The organism is Pedobacter cryoconitis (assembly GCF_014200595.1).
Classification (GTDB): Bacteria; Bacteroidota; Bacteroidia; order Sphingobacteriales; family Sphingobacteriaceae; genus Pedobacter; species Pedobacter cryoconitis_C.
In genome coordinates this window covers 1,307,225-1,324,653 of record NZ_JACHCG010000001.1, presented here as the reverse complement: position 1 = coordinate 1,324,653, position 17,429 = coordinate 1,307,225, and the positions used below count along the sequence as shown (strand labels likewise).

The following is a 17,429-nucleotide window of genomic DNA, read 5'->3' as shown; positions in this document are numbered from 1 at the left end:
TTTATCTGACGAAAGCCATAGCCACGCCACCGTCTACATTTAATACATTCCCGGTAGATTTATTTAAAAGTCCACCTACAAAAACTAAACAAGCATTTGCAATATCTTCCGGAAGGATAATCTTATCCAGCAAAGTTCTCTTTGCATAAAAAGCAGGCAATTCTTCTACTTTGACACCGTATGCTTTTGCACGGCCGGCAGCCCAGTCTCCTTCCCATATTTTACTATCCGAAATTACCGCATCCGGGTTAACTACGTTGACCCTGATCTGATCTTTTCCTAATTCCGCAGCATTTAATCTGCTCAGGTGAAGTTGTGCGGCTTTAGCTGATCCATATCCCGCATTATTAGGACCTGAAACTAACGCATTTTTACTGACAATATTTAGGATATCTCCACCAATTGCCTGTTTGCGCATCATTATTACAGCTGTTTGTGTGATTTTAAACTGCCCTTTGACCAGCACATCATATAACAAATCCCAATCTTTATCGGTATGTTCTTCGATCGGTTTTGAAATAGATAATCCAGCACAATTGACCACAATATCTACTCCGCCAAAAGCCAGCGCAGCTGTATTAAAAGCATCCTGTATCGCTTCGTTCTGAGTGACATCCAGCAATGCGGTTGTATAAGCATCTTTTCCATATAACTGGCTAAACTCCTGAGCTGCTTGCTCTAAACGTCCGTTATCATTGTCATTGACAATAACTACAGCCCCCTCCTCTACAAACTTTCTGGCGATCGCCTTACCAATTCCTCCTGCGCTGCCAGTAACCAGTGCAATTTTACCTGTTAACGCTTTCGGTTTTGGCATTCGTTGCAGCTTTGCTTCTTCAAGCAGCCAGTATTCGATATTAAATGCCTCCTGACGTGGCAATGAAGTATAAGAGGAAATTGCTTCTGCGCCTTTCATCACATTAATTGCATTGATATAAAACTCTGCTGCCACACGTGCAGTCTGTTTATCTTTGGAGAAAGAGAACAGGCCAATTCCCGGATAAAGGATAATAACCGGGTTCGCATCCCGCATTGCCGGACTGTTATCATGTTTACATGTTTGATAGTAATCTGCATACATTTCCCGGTAAGCGACAAAAACCGGGGCAAGCAAAGCTTTAAGGCGTTCTGTATCGCTCAGATCTTCTTCTGCATCCAGCGTTAAAACCAGCGGACTTATTTTGGTGCGTAAAAAGTGGTCCGGGCAACTTGTTCCCAGTGGGGCAAGTCTTGCCAGATCATTCGAGTTGATAAACTCCAATACCCTGGCATCATCTGTAAAGTGCCCGATCATATGACGCTCTGAAGAACAAAATCCGCGTAAGATTGGTGACAATAGCGCTGCCTGGCTTTCCCTTACCGGTTGTTGAGGCGAAGCGATTTTCTGACCACCGAATACAGGCCCTTTTTTTCCATAGTTAGTTTCCAGATAATCTGCACAAATCTCTATGACTTCCAGCGTGTTCAGGTAACTTTCATAAGCGGTATCTCCCCAGGTAAATAACCCATGAGATCCCAGCATAATCCCGCGGATCCCCGGATTTTCGTCCAGACACTGCTTCAATTGTAATCCCAGGTCAAACCCAGGCTTCTGCCAGTCTACCCAGCCAATTTTACCTTTAAACAAATCGTGCGTAATCTGCTTTCCATCTTTCGCTGCTGCAATTGCAATTGCCGCATCAGGATGCAGGTGGTCAATATGTTTAAAAGGGAGAAATCCATGTAAAGGTGTATCAATTGAGGGTGCTTTGGAGTTTAAATCATAAATACAATGGTTAAAAAGCTCTACCATTTCATCTTCCTGATCTAAACCTTTGTAGATATTTTTTAAAGCTCTGAGGCGGTCTGCATATAACGCAGCCAAACCATTACGTTTTAATGTACCAATATCTCCTCCTGAACCTTTGATCCACATAATTTCGGTAGTCTCGCCGGTTAGCGGATCAATTGCATCCGCTTTGCACGAAGTATTTCCACCGCCATAATTGGTAAGCCGTAAATCTGCACCTAATAAATTTGAACGGTAAAGTAATAAAGCAACCTCATCTCCTGCTAACTTAGCAGCTTCTGTTTCATCCCATAAATAACTTACGTGTTTAAAACGATCTCTTTCGTCGAACATATTATTGAATATTTTTTTGTGACTATTTAATTGAATTTCCATACCCTACAATCAGGATAGAAGCGATAATAAATACAATACCAACCAGCACAGTCCTGAATGTTTTCTTTGATACAGCTTTCCATTCATTCAGTACCAATCCCCAAACATTGGCAACCAGGATAATAAAGGCCATATGCAAAATCCATGAACTCGCGCCATTGCCTAGTTTGCTTTCGCCCATTCCGTAAAAAAAGAACTGTAGAAACCAGGTGATCCCTGCTAATGCCGAAAAGATATAATTCTTAAGCAATGGGGCTTCTTTATTCGTATAATCTTTGAAGGTTTTATTTTTAGCATTCAGCAGCATACACCAGATAAAATTAGTGGTTAAGCCTCCCCATAAAATCACGATATAAGTTACATTATTTTGGAAAAGGAATTCTCCCTGCCCCGGATGAAGTGCTTTCCACAAATGATTTGCTTCATGCGCCATATCCTTTCCTGCATCAATACCAAAGGCGAAACAAGAACTGAGTATGCCTGAAATTACGGCCACTGTTAAACCCAGTCCTATTTTGAATTCAGCGCTTTCTTTGGTCTGCTTCTGTGCAGAAAGATCTTTTTCTTTCATCATTCCGGCTTTTCCGCAAATGATAATTCCTGCTATACAAACGATTAAACCTATAATGACCAGTTGCCCCCACGGACTCGTAATAATTTCAGTAAAAGTATCTTTGCCCGCTTTAGGATAAAAGTCATAATAAATTGAGGGCATTAATGCGCCGAATACAGAGCTCATCCCTAATATAATCGAGCTGCCTAACGATACCCCGAGATAGCGTACGCCAAGCCCGAAAGTAAGCCCTCCTATTCCCCACAATACGCCAAAAAAATAAGTTAATCCTATAATTGCAGCACTGGTATGTTTGATAATTTCAGCAAAATCAGGAATGGTTAAATAAGCTGCCAAAGGCGGTACAATCAGCCAGGAAAAGATCCCACCAACGATCCAGTAGCTCTCCCAGGCCCAGCCCTTAACTTTTTTATAAGGGATGTAAAAGCTGCCAGAGGCAAAGCCCCCGATAAAATGGAATATAACTCCAAAGATAATCTGCATAAATTTATATATCTGGTTAGAATAATAAGCGATAATACCGCTTTATAATCAGCTAACTGTTATTAACTGTCCTGCTCTACCCTAAATTTATGCAGAAATAATAAAGATTATAAGTTCATCAAATAATTATGCGTTTTTTCTTTCATCAGCTGAATTTCCTCAGCTAATACTGGTTTATCTGCGTCCTTTCCCAGATCGTCCCATTTCCGTATTTTAACATATAAGGGCAACAGCGGATCTTTTTCAAATTCAGCAGCCTCTTCAGCAGTCATTTTTCCACCCTGGAATTCGAGTGTGATCTTACTCACTTCAGAAAGTGCATCATAATAAGCGGGCTCCGCATAAACCAGGTATTTCTTCGCAGCAACATGGCTTGACACCAGATCGGCCATCCTTTGCGGAAAACCAAGATCTACTAAAAACCGGCCACCCAGATCATCATGATTCTGCGTACCATAAATATCCATCTTTTCATCACCTTCCAGAAAATGGCCGATATCATGAAGGAAAGCTGCAAGTACTACTTCATCGGCTTCACCAGCTTGTTGTGCGAGTTGTGCACATTGCATCATATGCATCGTCATACTCACACTTTCACCATATTCCTCCCCACCAAGGGTCTCATATAAACCGAATATTTGATCTACTATATCTTGTACTTGCTGTTGTTCCATATTAACCTGCCTGTCTAATTGATAAGCAGGCTAAAGTTCAACAACTCATATGAAGAGAAATTAAACATTATGTTATCAATAAGCTGCATAAAAAAAGCCTGATGAAAATGAATTCACCAGGCTTCTGCAATTGCATAAAAGCAATTTATATTCTTATTTCATTTTTGCAATACCACCTACAAAAGTAGCTTCTACAACTGCTCCTTTAACAGCAGTAGCACTAGCTACATCAACCTGGTAAATGTTAACCACCCCACCAGAACTTAGTGCCGTATAAACCTTTCCACCATCCAATAATGCTGCGAAACTTCTGCCACCATTTCCTTTGAAAACAGGTGCATTCGCAACTAAAGTAATTGTGTTATTGGTCAGATTGATAATAGCCAGTCTTAAATAATTGTCACTCCAGCGGTCAGCTAAAACAGGGACCTGAGTAGTGATTGCTGCGAATATCAAGCCATTACCGATATATTTAGCATGTGCAATTTTACCACCATTAGGTGCTGTATCCGTGTTGAAGAAATAAGTTGGGTCAAAATCAGTTGCACCTGCTTTAATTCTTAAAATACCTGCCGGCTTAGTAGACTGACTGTAACCATTGGCAAAACTGCTGTTAGAAATGGTATAAAGATCTCCACTTTCTGTCTGAACAATACCAGATCTGGTATTGAATGCACCTGAAGGTCCTGTACGGGTATCTTTGATAACTTTTTGTAATACAAAACCAGGGTAAGAATATACAGCTACATAATTTGTATCTGTATAAAGTGTTGCATACGTAGTCTGGTTAACCGGATAAAATGTCTGGAATAATTGATTCCCTCTTACCTGCATCCCAGTGTAAAACAACCAGTCTTTAGAGAAAAGCTTGTTCATAGGAACCTCAGCCTTGTTAGACAAAGTATTGGAAGCAATATTCAAGGTATAAAATTTCGCATTCAGCCCTACTGTACTTGATGAAGGGAATGACGCGCCAACCATTGTGTTTGCATCCACATTGACCAGCTCACTGTTATCAGTTTCAAAAGTAAGCCCCGTTTTTGAAACCAGTTTATTATCTGAACCTAATGTAATTGCATTAGCATCAGTTACACCAAGGCCTCCAATACTAAAAAACGTAGAACCACCAAAAGCATAATCACGATATCCCGTTTGTAATAAAGCCGCTTTTGCATTAATTGTGCCGCTCATCAGGTCACTCGCCTGTGCTACATAATTTGTTGTTCCCCCGGTACCATCAATACCTAGTCCTAAAGTATAAACATGATCACCACTACCTACAGCTGGTGTGTCAGTACCTTTATCTTTACTACAAGAAACAGCGGCAAGCGCTAACCCTGCAAAAAGGGTTGTTTTAAATAGTTGTTTAATTGAATACATAAGAATCGAATATAATTGTGTGTTTTGTTTGCGGATTATTTACTGATAAAATATCTGAGTTTGATAAAGAAAGAACGTCCCGGCTTTTGCAGCAAATAGTTATCAAATAACCTGTTGTCTGCCAGATTTCTTCCTTCCAAAGCGATGTTATACTTTCCATTCTTTATCGAATAGCCAGCCATCAGGTTATGAGAGAACTGCTGAGGAATAATATCCTGGTTGTCAGCACCCAAAGCCGTAGAAGTCAAAAAGTATTTTTGTACATAATTCAGGCTATAGCTGATACTTAAAGAATTCTCAGCAGCACCAACCTGTTTGAATACCGTTCCGATATCTGCGTTCCCAAAAAGGAAAGGCATATTAGGCAGGCGGCTGTTATAATAAAAGTTTGCAGAAGTATTGGTGCCTGTAAAATTAGTGGTCGTAATCGTCTTTTGCTTATCAACGATATTCTGATAAGTCATATTCGCACTCACAAAAATCTTATCTTTCCAGGTGTACTTTACTTCTCCCTCTACACCAGTGGTCAGTACATCACCAACATTGATATATTGCCTGTCAATAGGTGCTGCTTGTGCCTGATCAAGGCGGATAAAATTCTGCGATTTTCTATAGATAAAGTTACCTTCTATTCCAACTTTATGATCACCTTGCAGCGGCAGTTTATATAAAGCGCCTAAGTTAAGGTTGTTACTGCTTTCTGGCTTAAGTGCAGAATTTCTTCTCACATATAAGCCGTCTCCTAGTAATTCTGTCGCCTCAGGCAATCTGAAAGTATGCTCAAAAGAGGCTTTCGCTTGTAAACCAGTCAGGATGAAATAAGCAGCAGCAGCACCATATCCCAAATTACTGGTACTCAGCGATGATTGCTGATAGCTCGTTACCCCTTCCTTTGTGGTTTGCTGTTCAAATGATTTAGCGTTCAGTAGATATAATTTGGTAAATAATGTTGCCGTAAAGCCTTCGTAATCAGTTTGCCATGCCAGTCCCATAACCTGTTTAGCTAATTTTTGAGGGTATAAAAACACCGGGTTGTCCGGGTTTTCCGCATCACTTGATTTCCTTTTAAAATCAGTTAATACATAGTTATAAGAAACTGCCTGATGTGCATTGATTTTATAAGCCAGGTTGGCTGTGGCCAAACCTTCATTGTCTTTATTTTTAAGCTGCGTCCTGATTAGCTCGGCAGATGTAGTAGGGATGGTTTGCTGTAACCAATTATATTTTAGCCTGGTGGTATCTATAAATCTATTTTGAGACATATTATAAGCACCATAAATACTCAGATCTAATCCTTTGATAAGAAGATCAGTTTTTTTATACTTTAAAGTAGGGATTACCGAGGATGATCTGGTTGTACGCGCACCAAATACCTGCTCCATGGTCACACCTGTTTGTATATCTTTTTCATTACCCGAAGCAATTACACCAAACAACAATTTATCTGCATATTTTTTACCTGTAACGCCCACTTCAACCTGCGCTGTTCCGGACTCATATTTATCATGGAAACGTTTAACCCGCTGATATGCCCCTCTTTGTCCGGTGATCAGATCAATTGGCTGCACATCTACTTTATAATCATTATCCGAATAGTTATAAAACATATTCGTGCGCACAGTAAATCCGGTTTTAGCATTTGTATAAGCTGCGTTAAAGGATGGTCTATGCGTATTAAATGAACCAAAGCCATAAGAAGCATCGATATAATTAGGATTACTCCTGGTCACAATATTAACTGCTCCTCCCAGTGCATCACCACCAAGACTAATCGGGGTTACGCCTTTATAAACCTCAATCCTCTCGGCCATATTTACAGGAAAATTGTTCAGCGTTAAAGAAGATCCTAAATTATCAATCGGAATACCATCCAGAAAGAATTTTACCTGTTTACCGGAAAAGCCGTTTAAAGAAAAATTGAAGTTGGAACCTACTCCGCCATCTTCCCGGATGCGTACACCAGAAGTTCTGTTCATCACCTGGTTTAAATCAGCAGAGGTGTTATACAATTGTTTAGTGTCAATCACATTTAAGCTAAAGGCCTTTTCTTTTGCCTTTTTCACCTCTGTTTTCCCAACAACACTAACTTCTTTCATCTCGTTGAGATCTGACAGGACCAGGTTATCAATTAAGGTGTTCGCCCCGGCATTGATCGTTACTTTAAGCTTTTTCTTACCATAGCCTACAAAAGATATATTCAGTTCATAATTTCCTGCTGGTGCAGTTAACTGGAAATGACCAGATTCGTCAGATTGCTTTTTGCCCGGTACACCTTTTAAGGAAACTGAAGCGCCCGGTACAGGCTGACTTTCATTGTTAAGCACCTGACCTGAAATTGTTCCATTGGTATTTTGTGCGGTTGAATTTAAACTATTTGCTATTAGCAGGGTAACTAATAAAAAACGTAAAACACAAGGGAGAAACCTACCCTTGAACAGTACCGGTGTTGAAATCATTATTAATATTTTAGGCATTGACTTCTCTTGTTAAGATTCAGTCTTAATTATCTGCAATATTAGAACATTTCAATCAAAAAGAATAATTATTTAGATTAATTAAGGATAATAATTCACTAACAGTCAAACACATGCGCCCAGACAAAGACCTGTTAACAAAGAAGTCATCACGCTAAAGTATCAGTAAAGTTACTGTTTATAATTTTCAGTTTATAGCCAAAAACAAGCAATAGCTCATTGAAAAGCCTGCAAAAAGCAACCAAAAACTCGCTTTACAATATAAAGCCTGAATGCGAATCTCAGGCTAAAACCTTAAAAGCACATAATTTTCTACGTGCATCACTCACTATTAATAACTTTTAGCTAAGAAAAATTGAGATAATTATAAAGCGGAGGTCAAAATCATTTGATAATACAATTCCATATATGGATAAGAAATATACTTTTCGCTAGTATAAAAAAAGAGAAAAAACAGCTATTAATCAGCAGTTTAATCGTTTTATTATTTTTCATTGCCTGGTGAAGTGCAAAATGTAAGTATTAAGCTTTTGTTAAATCATACTCCACCTCTATAAATCCTTAATATGACGCTTATCTTTGCACCCGAAGTACAAGTGCTACTCTCAAAAGCAGGGGGCTGAATGATGGCAGCACCAGAAGGTTCGATTCCTTCCTCTGCATCTAAGCTGATTTTTTCAGCTCAAAGAATTTCAATGATCAGTCTTATTACTGTAAGGCTGATCTGAAATTTAACAACGAATATATAGTTTTAATAAAAGTCTGGCACTTACAAAAGTTACTTTTTACGTATCCGGCTAAATGTTTCGGGCGTCATCCCTAACATAGAAGCAATATATTGTAAAGGAACCTGGTTAAAAAGTTCCTTATTCTGCTCAAAAAATAAATTGTACCGCTCTTCTGCCGTCATCGAGAGATGCGCAAAAACCCGGTCTTCCAAAGTAGTAAAACAACGGGTAATAAATAACTTTTCCAGCTCCCGCCATTTGGGGACTATTTTCCCTATCCGGTTATAATCAGCTCTGCTGATTGTATACAATACCACTTCGGTTAATGCCTGTATATTCCAGCGCGCAGGAACATCAAAAATAAACCCTGCCAGATCGGTTATAAAGTACCCCTTTGTAGAAATCCACTGCGTTACCTCTTTCTCAGGCGTAACAGCAAAAATCCTTAACAGACCGGATTGTACGAAACTCAATTTATCGGCAGACTTACCTGCCGATAGAAAGTAATCCCCTTTTTTCAGAGTTGAAGGCTTGAACAATGAACTGATTTTTTTCAAATCATCTCCCTCAACCTTACCAAAATAGGCTATAATATGTTTTTCAAGCGCTGTCATTTGTTACTCATTCTTCTTCTCCGCCCCTTTTACCGGTATCTGGAACCAAAATTCAGAACCTTCATTTTCAACACTGTCAACACCGATCTGCCCACCATGTCTTCTGATAATCTCTGCACAGATATATAGTCCCAATCCTAAGCCCGAAAACATAGCAGAAACCGCATCAACCCTGAAAAAACGATCAAATACATTCTCAATTTTATCCTGAGGTATGCCAATTCCGAAATCTTTAACTGTTAACTTTAAATCATCTCCAATCAATTCTGTGTATACTCTTGCAGTTCTGCGTTTTGGAGAATATTTAATCGCATTGGACAAGAAATTGTTAACGACCTGCTCTATTCTATGCTGATCTCCATAAACCTGGATATCATCAATATGGTCAATAATAATTTCATAATCTTCGGTATGCCTGATATCATCAATACACTCTTCTAAAGTACTCTTGATATTAAAATGCTTATAATTAAACTGCATTTTTCCCGCTTGTATCTTGGTTACATCCAGCAGATCATTAACCAGTGAGGTTAAATTGCCAATCTGTTTCTCTGCCTTGCCAATCAACGTCAGCATCTGATTATTCTGCTGAGTTTTCTCTGCAAACCTTAGCGCCAGCTGTAAGAACCCTTTGATACTGGTAATCGGAGTTTTCAATTCATGACTTGCAATACTCATGAATTCATCTTTTTTATGCATCAGTTCTTTGGTGGTCTGCTGCGCTTTAAGCAAATCTGTTACATCAAAACCAAAGAATGCAATTCCATCTACCAGGCCATTAGCTGTGTAAACAGGTATAAAAGTAAAATCAAACCAATGTTCAGCCACCCCATAACCTGGATGTTTATATTTGATATTAAAAGATTTGGCAATATAGGTCTCCCCGGTCCTTAGTACCTGCTGTTCAATTTCAGCTATTGGTGAGCCAACATATTTAGGATGCGCAACAGCCGAAGCCTGCCCAATAAAGTCTTCTGCGCCTACAAACTCGTTAAACTTATTGTTTGTAAATTCATAAACCAGGTCTTTACCCCTGCGGATCGTAATTAATGCCGGCGCATTTTTGAAGATCCTGTAAAATTCTTCCTGCTGATTCTTAACCTGAAGCTGAAGCTCTGCTCTTTTTTGTTCCGCTATCTTCTGCTCTGTAATATCAATAATATAAGTAACTGTCTCGGCATCCTTGCCTAACAGGGCCGAACCAATCATCACAAAAATCCGGCTTCCATCTTTACAGATGTATTCTTTTTCATAAGGCGGGCAAACTCCTTCGGTCCTCAACCTTGACATCGCCTCTTCAGTAACCTGGTTATATTCAGGAGGCGTAATTTTAGTCCAGTCCAGTCCGTCAGTCAGATCTTCCTTACCATAACCAATCATCCGCAGAAATACATCATTCGCATCCGCGATCAACCCGGTATCAATATTTGAAAACATCATTCCAATCATGTTCGAATGAAATACTTTTTCAAATTTCTCTTCGCTGGAAGTCAGTTTTGCTTCAGTTTCAATTAATTTGGTCACATCAACCATTGACCCGACCATCCGGTAAGGCGTATCAAAATCATCGTGCATAATTGATCCGCGATCCAGAATGACAGCATAACTTCCATCAATCTTTCTTACCCTATATTGTGCAGACCATTGTTTTTTATTCGTGTTAATAGCCTCATAAACGCTATCCTGCACAACCTTTCTGTCTTCCGGATGTATTTTTTCAAACCAGAACCCGATATTGCTGCTCTCCCCCGTAGATTCATACCCGAACATGGAGTTAAAATTATCGCTCCTCCACATCGTATTCTGAACAAGGCTCCAATCCCAGATCGTATCATTGGTTGCCCTGGAGACCTGGTTAAACCGTTCTTCACTCTCAGACAATTCCCTTGTACGTTCTGCAACTTTGATTTCCAGTTCAGTATTCAGGCTTTTTAAACTCTCCCTGGCAATGATCAGTTCATTATAATTCTTCTTCAGCCTGTCTTCGGCAGCCTTCTGATCCGTAATATCAGACAGCGTAGCCACAAAACCATCTGACATTTTTACAGCGACAATTTTATACCAGCTGCCAGCTGCATCCTGAAATTCGGTTTCTATATTTTTCCCCTTTTCTACGAGGTTTATATATTTAGTAAACAAACTTCCCTGTATTAATTCAGGAAGCTGTTTGACCAGCAGTGCACTCTCCAGTTCAATCTTATCTTTTTGAAGCAGTTTTAAAGCTGAATCATTGAATGATGTACATTTAAAATCAACAATAATCCCCTCTTTATTCCGAACAGCTGTAAAGGCGAGGATACCATTTAAACTCGCATTAAAAACACCGGAAATAATATTATTCAGCTCCGTAATATGTGTAATATCTACAAAAGTGATTACAGCCCCATCCCTCTTTTTATCCTTACGGATATAGGGCATGATCCGCATCAAACTTCTTTTGCCATTTTTAAGTGTCACTTCTTTTTCAATGACCGGCCCGCCCGACAAAACTGAACTTACATCTGTAATCAGGTTCTCCGCAATCAGATTAGTAGAAATCTGCACAAAAGAACGGCCTATATCTGCTTCAATCATATTGATAATATGAATAGCAGCTGCATTAAATTTACGGATGTAAAGGTTTGAGTCCAGAAACACCTGGCCAATATCCGTACTCCTGAAATAATTATCGAGGTCGTCATTCAACTCAACAAGCTCTTTAATCTTTACCTGGTGTTCTGTATTCAGCGTATAAAGCTCTTCGTTTAAGGATTGTAATTCTTCATTCCCCGATTGTAATTCCTCATTCGCCGAAAGCAATTCTTCATTGGTAGACTGGAGTTCTTCATTGGTCGTCTCCATTTCTTCCATAGCCAGCTGAAGATTACTTCTGCTCTCATTCAGCTCTGCTTCGAGTTCAAACACATACTCGTCGTACTGCACTGAAGACAGTGGAGAACTATTGGAATCATCTTTATCAGGAACCGCGTCAGCTGCATGCGCTGTAAAAGTAAGCATCGTGTAGCCAGCCTCATCAGGTGGTTGAATAGCTATGTTGAGCAGTGATGGATTTTCATTCCTGTTAATCCGCAGCTTATTTAAATGGACAGCAGTATTTTCTTTCCATACTTTTCTTAAAGCAGTATTCAGAACAACGGCTATTTCTTTAGGGACCATTTTCAGAATGTTCAATTCTATCTTCTGATCTGGTAAGGATAAAAAGTTCTTATAATTCCCGATAACTTCTTTGATAATATATCCCTTATCAATAAACACACCTGCATAACCCAGCTCATCGATAATAAATTTATTGAAGCGTTTTTCTATTGGAGTCTGAGCCGGTTCAGGTATATTTTTCCCTGTTTTATCTTCCGAGGTCAGTAACCTTCCGGAAGTATTATAAGTATTAAACGAAGAATAATTGATCGCTCCTGATTTCTGATAAATTTTCCATTTCTCTGCACTTTCAGAAATCCCCCCCTTTAAAACATGTGCAGTTTCACTGGAACCCAGAAATAAATATCCGCCCTTATTGAGTGAAAAATGCAAAGTAGAAAGCACTTTTTCCTGAAGCGTCTTATTCATATAAATCAGCATATTCCGGCAGCTCACCAGGTCATTTTTAATAAAAGGTGGTGATTTGATTACATCATGTTTCACAAAAACAAGCTGTTTTCTGATCACGGGGCTCACACTATAAAAATCACCTTCCTGAATGAAATACTTTTTAAACAGTGCAGCCGGAACCTCTTTTCTTATATTTTCAGGATACTTATTTTTTGAAGCTATTTCAATACTTTTCTGATCAATATCTGTAGCAAAAACCTTCACTTCCAAAGTTTTCCCAGCCCGTTCCAGACATTCGTTAATCAGAATGGCAATCGTATAAGCCTCCTGACCAGTACTGCAAGCACAAACCCAAACCTTTAAAATCTCCTTATCTTTCTTATTGCTGATAATATCCGGTAATATAGTTTTCTCCAAAAACTCAAAATGATCTTTATCTCTGAAAAACTTAGTGACCCCGATTAAGAAATCCTGACCAAGTATTTTAACCTCATTGATATTATCTTTTAAAAACCGGATATAACTTTCCACTGTATGGAGACCATTCTCATTCATCCGGCGCCCAATACGTCTGATGATTGTGGGTGTTTTATACAAATTAAAATTATTCCCACTCTGCTCATGCACCATTTTAAAAATGGTGTCCAGCATACCTTCATCGACATTGTTATGATCAAGTACCTCTAATGGATCTTCATTGACGTGATTGAGCAATTCCTGGAACATTTTTGCGGGAGAGAGAATATAATCTGCCTCTCCCAGTGAGATCGCACTATTAGGCATGCCATCAAACTTGGCTGTTACCGGGTCCTGAATCAGCACCATTCCGCCATTTTCTTTGATACTTTGAACTCCTTTAGTGCCGTCAGTGCCCGTACCCGAAAGAATAATAGCGATAGCCCTTTCTTTTTTGTCTTTTGCCAGCGTGTGCAGGAACACATCAACCGCCATATTAGGCGCTTTGATTTTTGATTTATCAGCAAGTTTTAAACGGCCTTTACTCACCGTCATCAATTTATTATTGGGAATAATATAGACAAAGCCCTGCTGTATCAGCATATTATGGGCCGCCTCAATCACCTGCATTTGCGTATGCTTGGAGACTAATTCTACTAATAAACTCTTATGGTCTGAAGAGAGGTGCTGAATTACAACAAATGCAAAATCTGAACTTTGAGGCATGTTATCAAAAAACTCATGTATTGCCTCCAATCCACCCGCAGAGGCGCCTATGGCGACAATATATTGTGCATCTTCTTTTGAATAACTGTGCTCTTGCTGATCCCGCATATCGGTCTTCTTTTGTATTTTTTGCTTTTCTATTGTTGTGCTTGTTTAATTGTAAATTCGAACAGGAAGCTCCTTAAAGATTCCGCAACCTCCAGTTCATTTTTAGTCCATGGTAAAGCCTGCCGCTCAACCGTTTGTTTCCATAACTCAAATGAAGTTCTGGGATGATATTTTTTACCATCCTCAGTGAAATTGATCGCCTGGTTAGGATCACCTCCCCAATCAATATTTCTGATAGCCTCTGGTCTGAAACAGACCAGAAAATCGCCTGTAGTCTGATCTATTGGTATAAAGAGTAGGCCACTTACTACAGCTGAATATTCCGCAGCGTCCTCGTATACATCAGACAATGAATTCGTTGAATATACTGTATTTAAATTTCTACTTTCCAGCCACTGCATTAAATTATATAAATCAGTTTTATCAGGAATATTCCCTTTTGTTTCTGATCTGCCATTTATGCTGATGAAAACTCCCGAAGCATTAAACAATTGAAGTATATCACTGGAATCATCCTTTAAAAGACCAGCAGCAATATCTTCATGGGCATAAATCTGATCAGCTAATGCAACACGCTTTTCCTGAATTTGTTTAATATTTCTGTAATCCTGTTTGTTAATGATCAATGAAATTTTAGTAGAGATCACTTCAGAAAGCCATTCAAATATAGAGCATAATTCATAACCCAGATATTTTGGTTCCAGGTGATGGCAAGAGATCAAACCCCATAAAGTCTCATTGTAAATTACCCTGATTGACATAGAAGCTTTCACATGCATGTTTTTCATATATTCCAGATGAACTTTCGCAACCCCTCTCAGGTTACAATCAGAAAGATCAATAAAAGCATTGGTGACCGGGTTGATTACAGGGTATAACCTGATCGCTTCATAATCCCGGTTAGATATTAACCGGTAAGGATTTTTCAAATACATTTGCCTGGCCTGTTTAGGTACATCAGAAGCAGGGAAAGTTTGTCCGAGATAACGATCCAAACGTTCATCTTTTTCTTCCGCAATCACAGTTCCATTCCAGTCACTATCAAACTGGTACATTAAAATCCCATCGAATCCGGCTAATTTACGCAGTTCATGAATAGCAATATTACAAACTTCTTGTACATTATCAGCCTGATCAATAGCTGTACTGATATATTTTATTTCCTGATAGACATCAGCGAAACTTCTGTTTCGGCTTTCTTCCTGTTTTTCAAGTTCAATAATGATATAATCTGCTTCAACATGTAACAAGGCAAGAAACAAATTTGTCCCTTGTTGTTCACGAAACTGAAGATAAAGAGGTATTCTTTTGGCCAGGCCTTTTTTTAATAGTTCTTCTATTTTAAGAAGATCTTGCTGCCGGATAAAATCTGCCAGCGGACTATTGATCAGCTCTTCATTCCGTTTACCCGTCAACTGAGCCACATTCTCACTTAACTGTATAATATTCAGCTTTTTGTCAACAATTAATAAATAACCGTAGTCTTGTATAGAGTTGATATGGTGTAAGGGTAAACTTCCGCAGAAGTCAGAATCAAAGTTTTTTTTATCGGTCATCTTGAATTAAAAATCAGAGGTTAATTACACCTTCAGCAAGGTAAAGTATTTTATGTGTGTTTTTTTTCTTCACCAAATAATATACCAATTCCGGATTTTGATTTAGAATTTTTAAAGTTTCAATTGTAAACTGTCCGTATAATAATTACTATTTTAGCCGCCATACACAGACCATTATGATCAGTTCAATAATCAAAGAGGCTACCATGCCTGCACATCAAAAACTGGAAAAAGAAGTTATTTTAAAACTTAAAGCGATTCGCAGTGACGAAGATTATATAGCACTTCTTAAAAATTTCAATGACTATTTCAGTGCACTTGAAAATGTGATAACACCTTATATTACAACAGAAATTCTTTCAGATTTTTCTCAGAGAAGGAACTCTGCCTATATTAAACAGGACATTATAGAGCTGGGTGGGGATGCTACCGCAGCAACAGGGATTGAAGTACCTGAAATCAAAAATGCATTGGACGCAATGGCGGCCTTATATGTAATGGAAGGCTCTATTATGGGTGGAAAGATCATTGTACAAATGCTTGCTAAAGGCGGGGTTACTAAAGGAGTTTCTTTCTTTTCAGGCTACGGTGAAGAAACCGGCAGCATGTGGGGGAAATTTGTACAGGCTTTAGATCAGACTGGCAAAAATGAAGACGATGAAAACAGAGCGGTTGAAGTCGCGAATGAAACATTCAATTGTTTCGCAAAAGTATTTTAATATAGTCCTGCTTTCTCAGGCGATAGATTTTTATCCTGAGAAAGCAGGATTCTTACAGGACTTACAGTGATGACCGGCCTGATTATTGAAGGGGGAAAATAAATTTAACCAATCAATAATTTAATGACAAACATTCTTAAACATTCCGCTGCCAAATTAGCTGTTGCCGCCACCCTTGTTTTATTTCTACAATCCTGTACTGAAACCGCAGACAAATTTTTTGGTATTGCGGTCTTAAACACGAATTTCATCTCCAGGTTTGCGACCCTTTCAATGGCGAAAGAAATCAATGGGCAGACCATCGAATATCCGGATATCCCTTCTTCAAAGAAAAAAGGTGATGAAGCCGTTACCTATGTTAAAAATCAAATACTCTACATAGAAAAATCCCTGAAGGACATCAAAGCATTAAGCGCAAGCGGTGAAAGAAAAGTAATCCAGGACCAGGCTATCGCATTGTACGAATACGTACTGCCTGTTTATAAAAATGAATATACTGCCTATGCTAAAGTATGTGATGCAAAAGGTTCACAGGAACAAAAAGATAAGTTAATTAAGGCGATTGAAGAAAAATACAATACCGAATTTGAGAAGAAATACGCTGTTTTATTAGAAAACGGTAAAGCATTCGCAGAAGAAAATAACCTGAACGTCAAATGGTAGTGGAATTTTACAGAAACAGAAAGAAATCGGTTAACTTATTATTGATACTATCAGGCGTATTAGTGCTCATGCTGCTGATCCTGCTTTATAGCAGTGGGCTGATTTCTGACAGGGTCATTGCCAAAGAATAGCTTTTTCTTCCATAGCCAGTGTAATATTAGCCATCATTATTATTAAAACGCTGATCTCCTTGACAGACAAGTCTCCTTTAATTGTACTGGCCCCAGAAGGAATCACGGCGAAGGTTACTGCGGTTAGTAAAGCCGCTGGTTTAATTTTATGGGAGGATATTAATGATATACAGCTTCACAAAGTTGGAGGGGACACACTGGTTGCTTTGATTATTAATAATTCTGAGCCGTATTCGGCAAAGATCCGCAAAAAATTGAGTTCAATGGCCCTGGATAAAGATCAGGATTTGCACATTTACATGACTGCTTCAGTTCTGGATATAAACGCCGAAGAACTTTTCGATCAGGTCAATGCTTATAAAAAAACAGCGTCATCACTCTGACGCTGTAACTAATTCCGGTTTAGTTACTCTTATGGAAGGAACACCAATTA

Annotated in this window: 12 protein-coding genes; 4 read left to right on the top strand and 8 right to left on the bottom strand. The window is 38.8% G+C overall.

Annotated features, from left to right (window positions below):
* Nucleotide 1: 1 nt before the first annotated feature.
* The 8 genes from HDE70_RS05390 to HDE70_RS05355 form a co-directional block, all read right to left on the bottom strand.
* The gene (locus HDE70_RS05390) at nucleotides 2–2,122 is read right to left on the bottom strand and encodes a bifunctional aldolase/short-chain dehydrogenase (RefSeq protein WP_183888520.1); all 2,121 of its coding nucleotides are present in this window, start codon (nucleotides 2,120–2,122) and stop codon (nucleotides 2–4) included.
* A 22-nt stretch (nucleotides 2,123–2,144) separates the two neighbouring features.
* A complete protein-coding gene (gene rhaT, locus HDE70_RS05385; protein ID WP_183865654.1) occupies nucleotides 2,145–3,221 on the bottom strand; it encodes an L-rhamnose/proton symporter RhaT in 1,077 nt (358 codons plus the stop codon).
* A gap of 107 nt (nucleotides 3,222–3,328) precedes the next feature.
* On the bottom strand, nucleotides 3,329–3,895 hold the full coding sequence (locus HDE70_RS05380; RefSeq protein ID WP_183888518.1) for an HD domain-containing protein: 567 nt from the start codon (nucleotides 3,893–3,895) through the stop codon (nucleotides 3,329–3,331).
* A gap of 153 nt (nucleotides 3,896–4,048) precedes the next feature.
* The gene (locus HDE70_RS05375; RefSeq protein WP_183888516.1) at nucleotides 4,049–5,275 is read right to left on the bottom strand and encodes a DUF4374 domain-containing protein; all 1,227 of its coding nucleotides are present in this window, start codon (nucleotides 5,273–5,275) and stop codon (nucleotides 4,049–4,051) included.
* A 35-nt stretch (nucleotides 5,276–5,310) separates the two neighbouring features.
* The gene (locus tag HDE70_RS05370) at nucleotides 5,311–7,731 is read right to left on the bottom strand and encodes a TonB-dependent receptor (protein WP_183888514.1); all 2,421 of its coding nucleotides are present in this window, start codon (nucleotides 7,729–7,731) and stop codon (nucleotides 5,311–5,313) included.
* Nucleotides 7,732–8,527: 796 nt separating this feature from the next.
* Nucleotides 8,528–9,091 (bottom strand): Crp/Fnr family transcriptional regulator, encoded by a 564-nt coding sequence (locus tag HDE70_RS05365; RefSeq protein WP_183888512.1) that lies wholly within the window; start codon nucleotides 9,089–9,091, stop codon nucleotides 8,528–8,530.
* Nucleotides 9,092–9,094: 3 nt separating this feature from the next.
* Nucleotides 9,095–13,927, bottom strand: coding sequence for a chemotaxis protein CheB (locus tag HDE70_RS05360; protein ID WP_183888510.1), 4,833 nt, complete (start codon nucleotides 13,925–13,927; stop codon nucleotides 9,095–9,097).
* 29 nt (nucleotides 13,928–13,956) lie between these two features.
* Nucleotides 13,957–15,483 (bottom strand): GAF domain-containing protein, encoded by a 1,527-nt coding sequence (locus HDE70_RS05355; RefSeq protein WP_183888501.1) that lies wholly within the window; start codon nucleotides 15,481–15,483, stop codon nucleotides 13,957–13,959.
* A 176-nt stretch (nucleotides 15,484–15,659) separates the two neighbouring features.
* Between HDE70_RS05355 and HDE70_RS05350 the strand changes: the two genes are divergently transcribed.
* The 4 genes from HDE70_RS05350 (at nucleotide 15,660) to HDE70_RS05335 (ending at nucleotide 17,379) form a co-directional block, all read left to right on the top strand.
* A complete protein-coding gene (locus HDE70_RS05350) occupies nucleotides 15,660–16,202 on the top strand; it encodes a biliverdin-producing heme oxygenase (RefSeq protein WP_183888499.1) in 543 nt (180 codons plus the stop codon).
* A gap of 123 nt (nucleotides 16,203–16,325) precedes the next feature.
* Complete coding sequence (locus tag HDE70_RS05345; protein WP_183865646.1) at nucleotides 16,326–16,865, top strand: hypothetical protein; 540 nt, start codon at nucleotides 16,326–16,328, stop codon at nucleotides 16,863–16,865.
* Entirely contained in the window at nucleotides 16,859–16,996 is a 138-nt protein-coding gene (locus HDE70_RS05340; RefSeq protein ID WP_183888497.1) for a hypothetical protein, read from the top strand. The genes HDE70_RS05345 and HDE70_RS05340 overlap by 7 nt, the downstream gene beginning before the upstream one ends.
* Nucleotides 16,993–17,379: an STM3941 family protein gene (locus tag HDE70_RS05335; protein ID WP_317617412.1), complete on the top strand. Its 387-nt coding sequence runs from the start codon at nucleotides 16,993–16,995 to the stop codon at nucleotides 17,377–17,379. The genes HDE70_RS05340 and HDE70_RS05335 overlap by 4 nt, the downstream gene beginning before the upstream one ends.
* Nucleotides 17,380–17,429 lie beyond the last annotated feature (50 nt).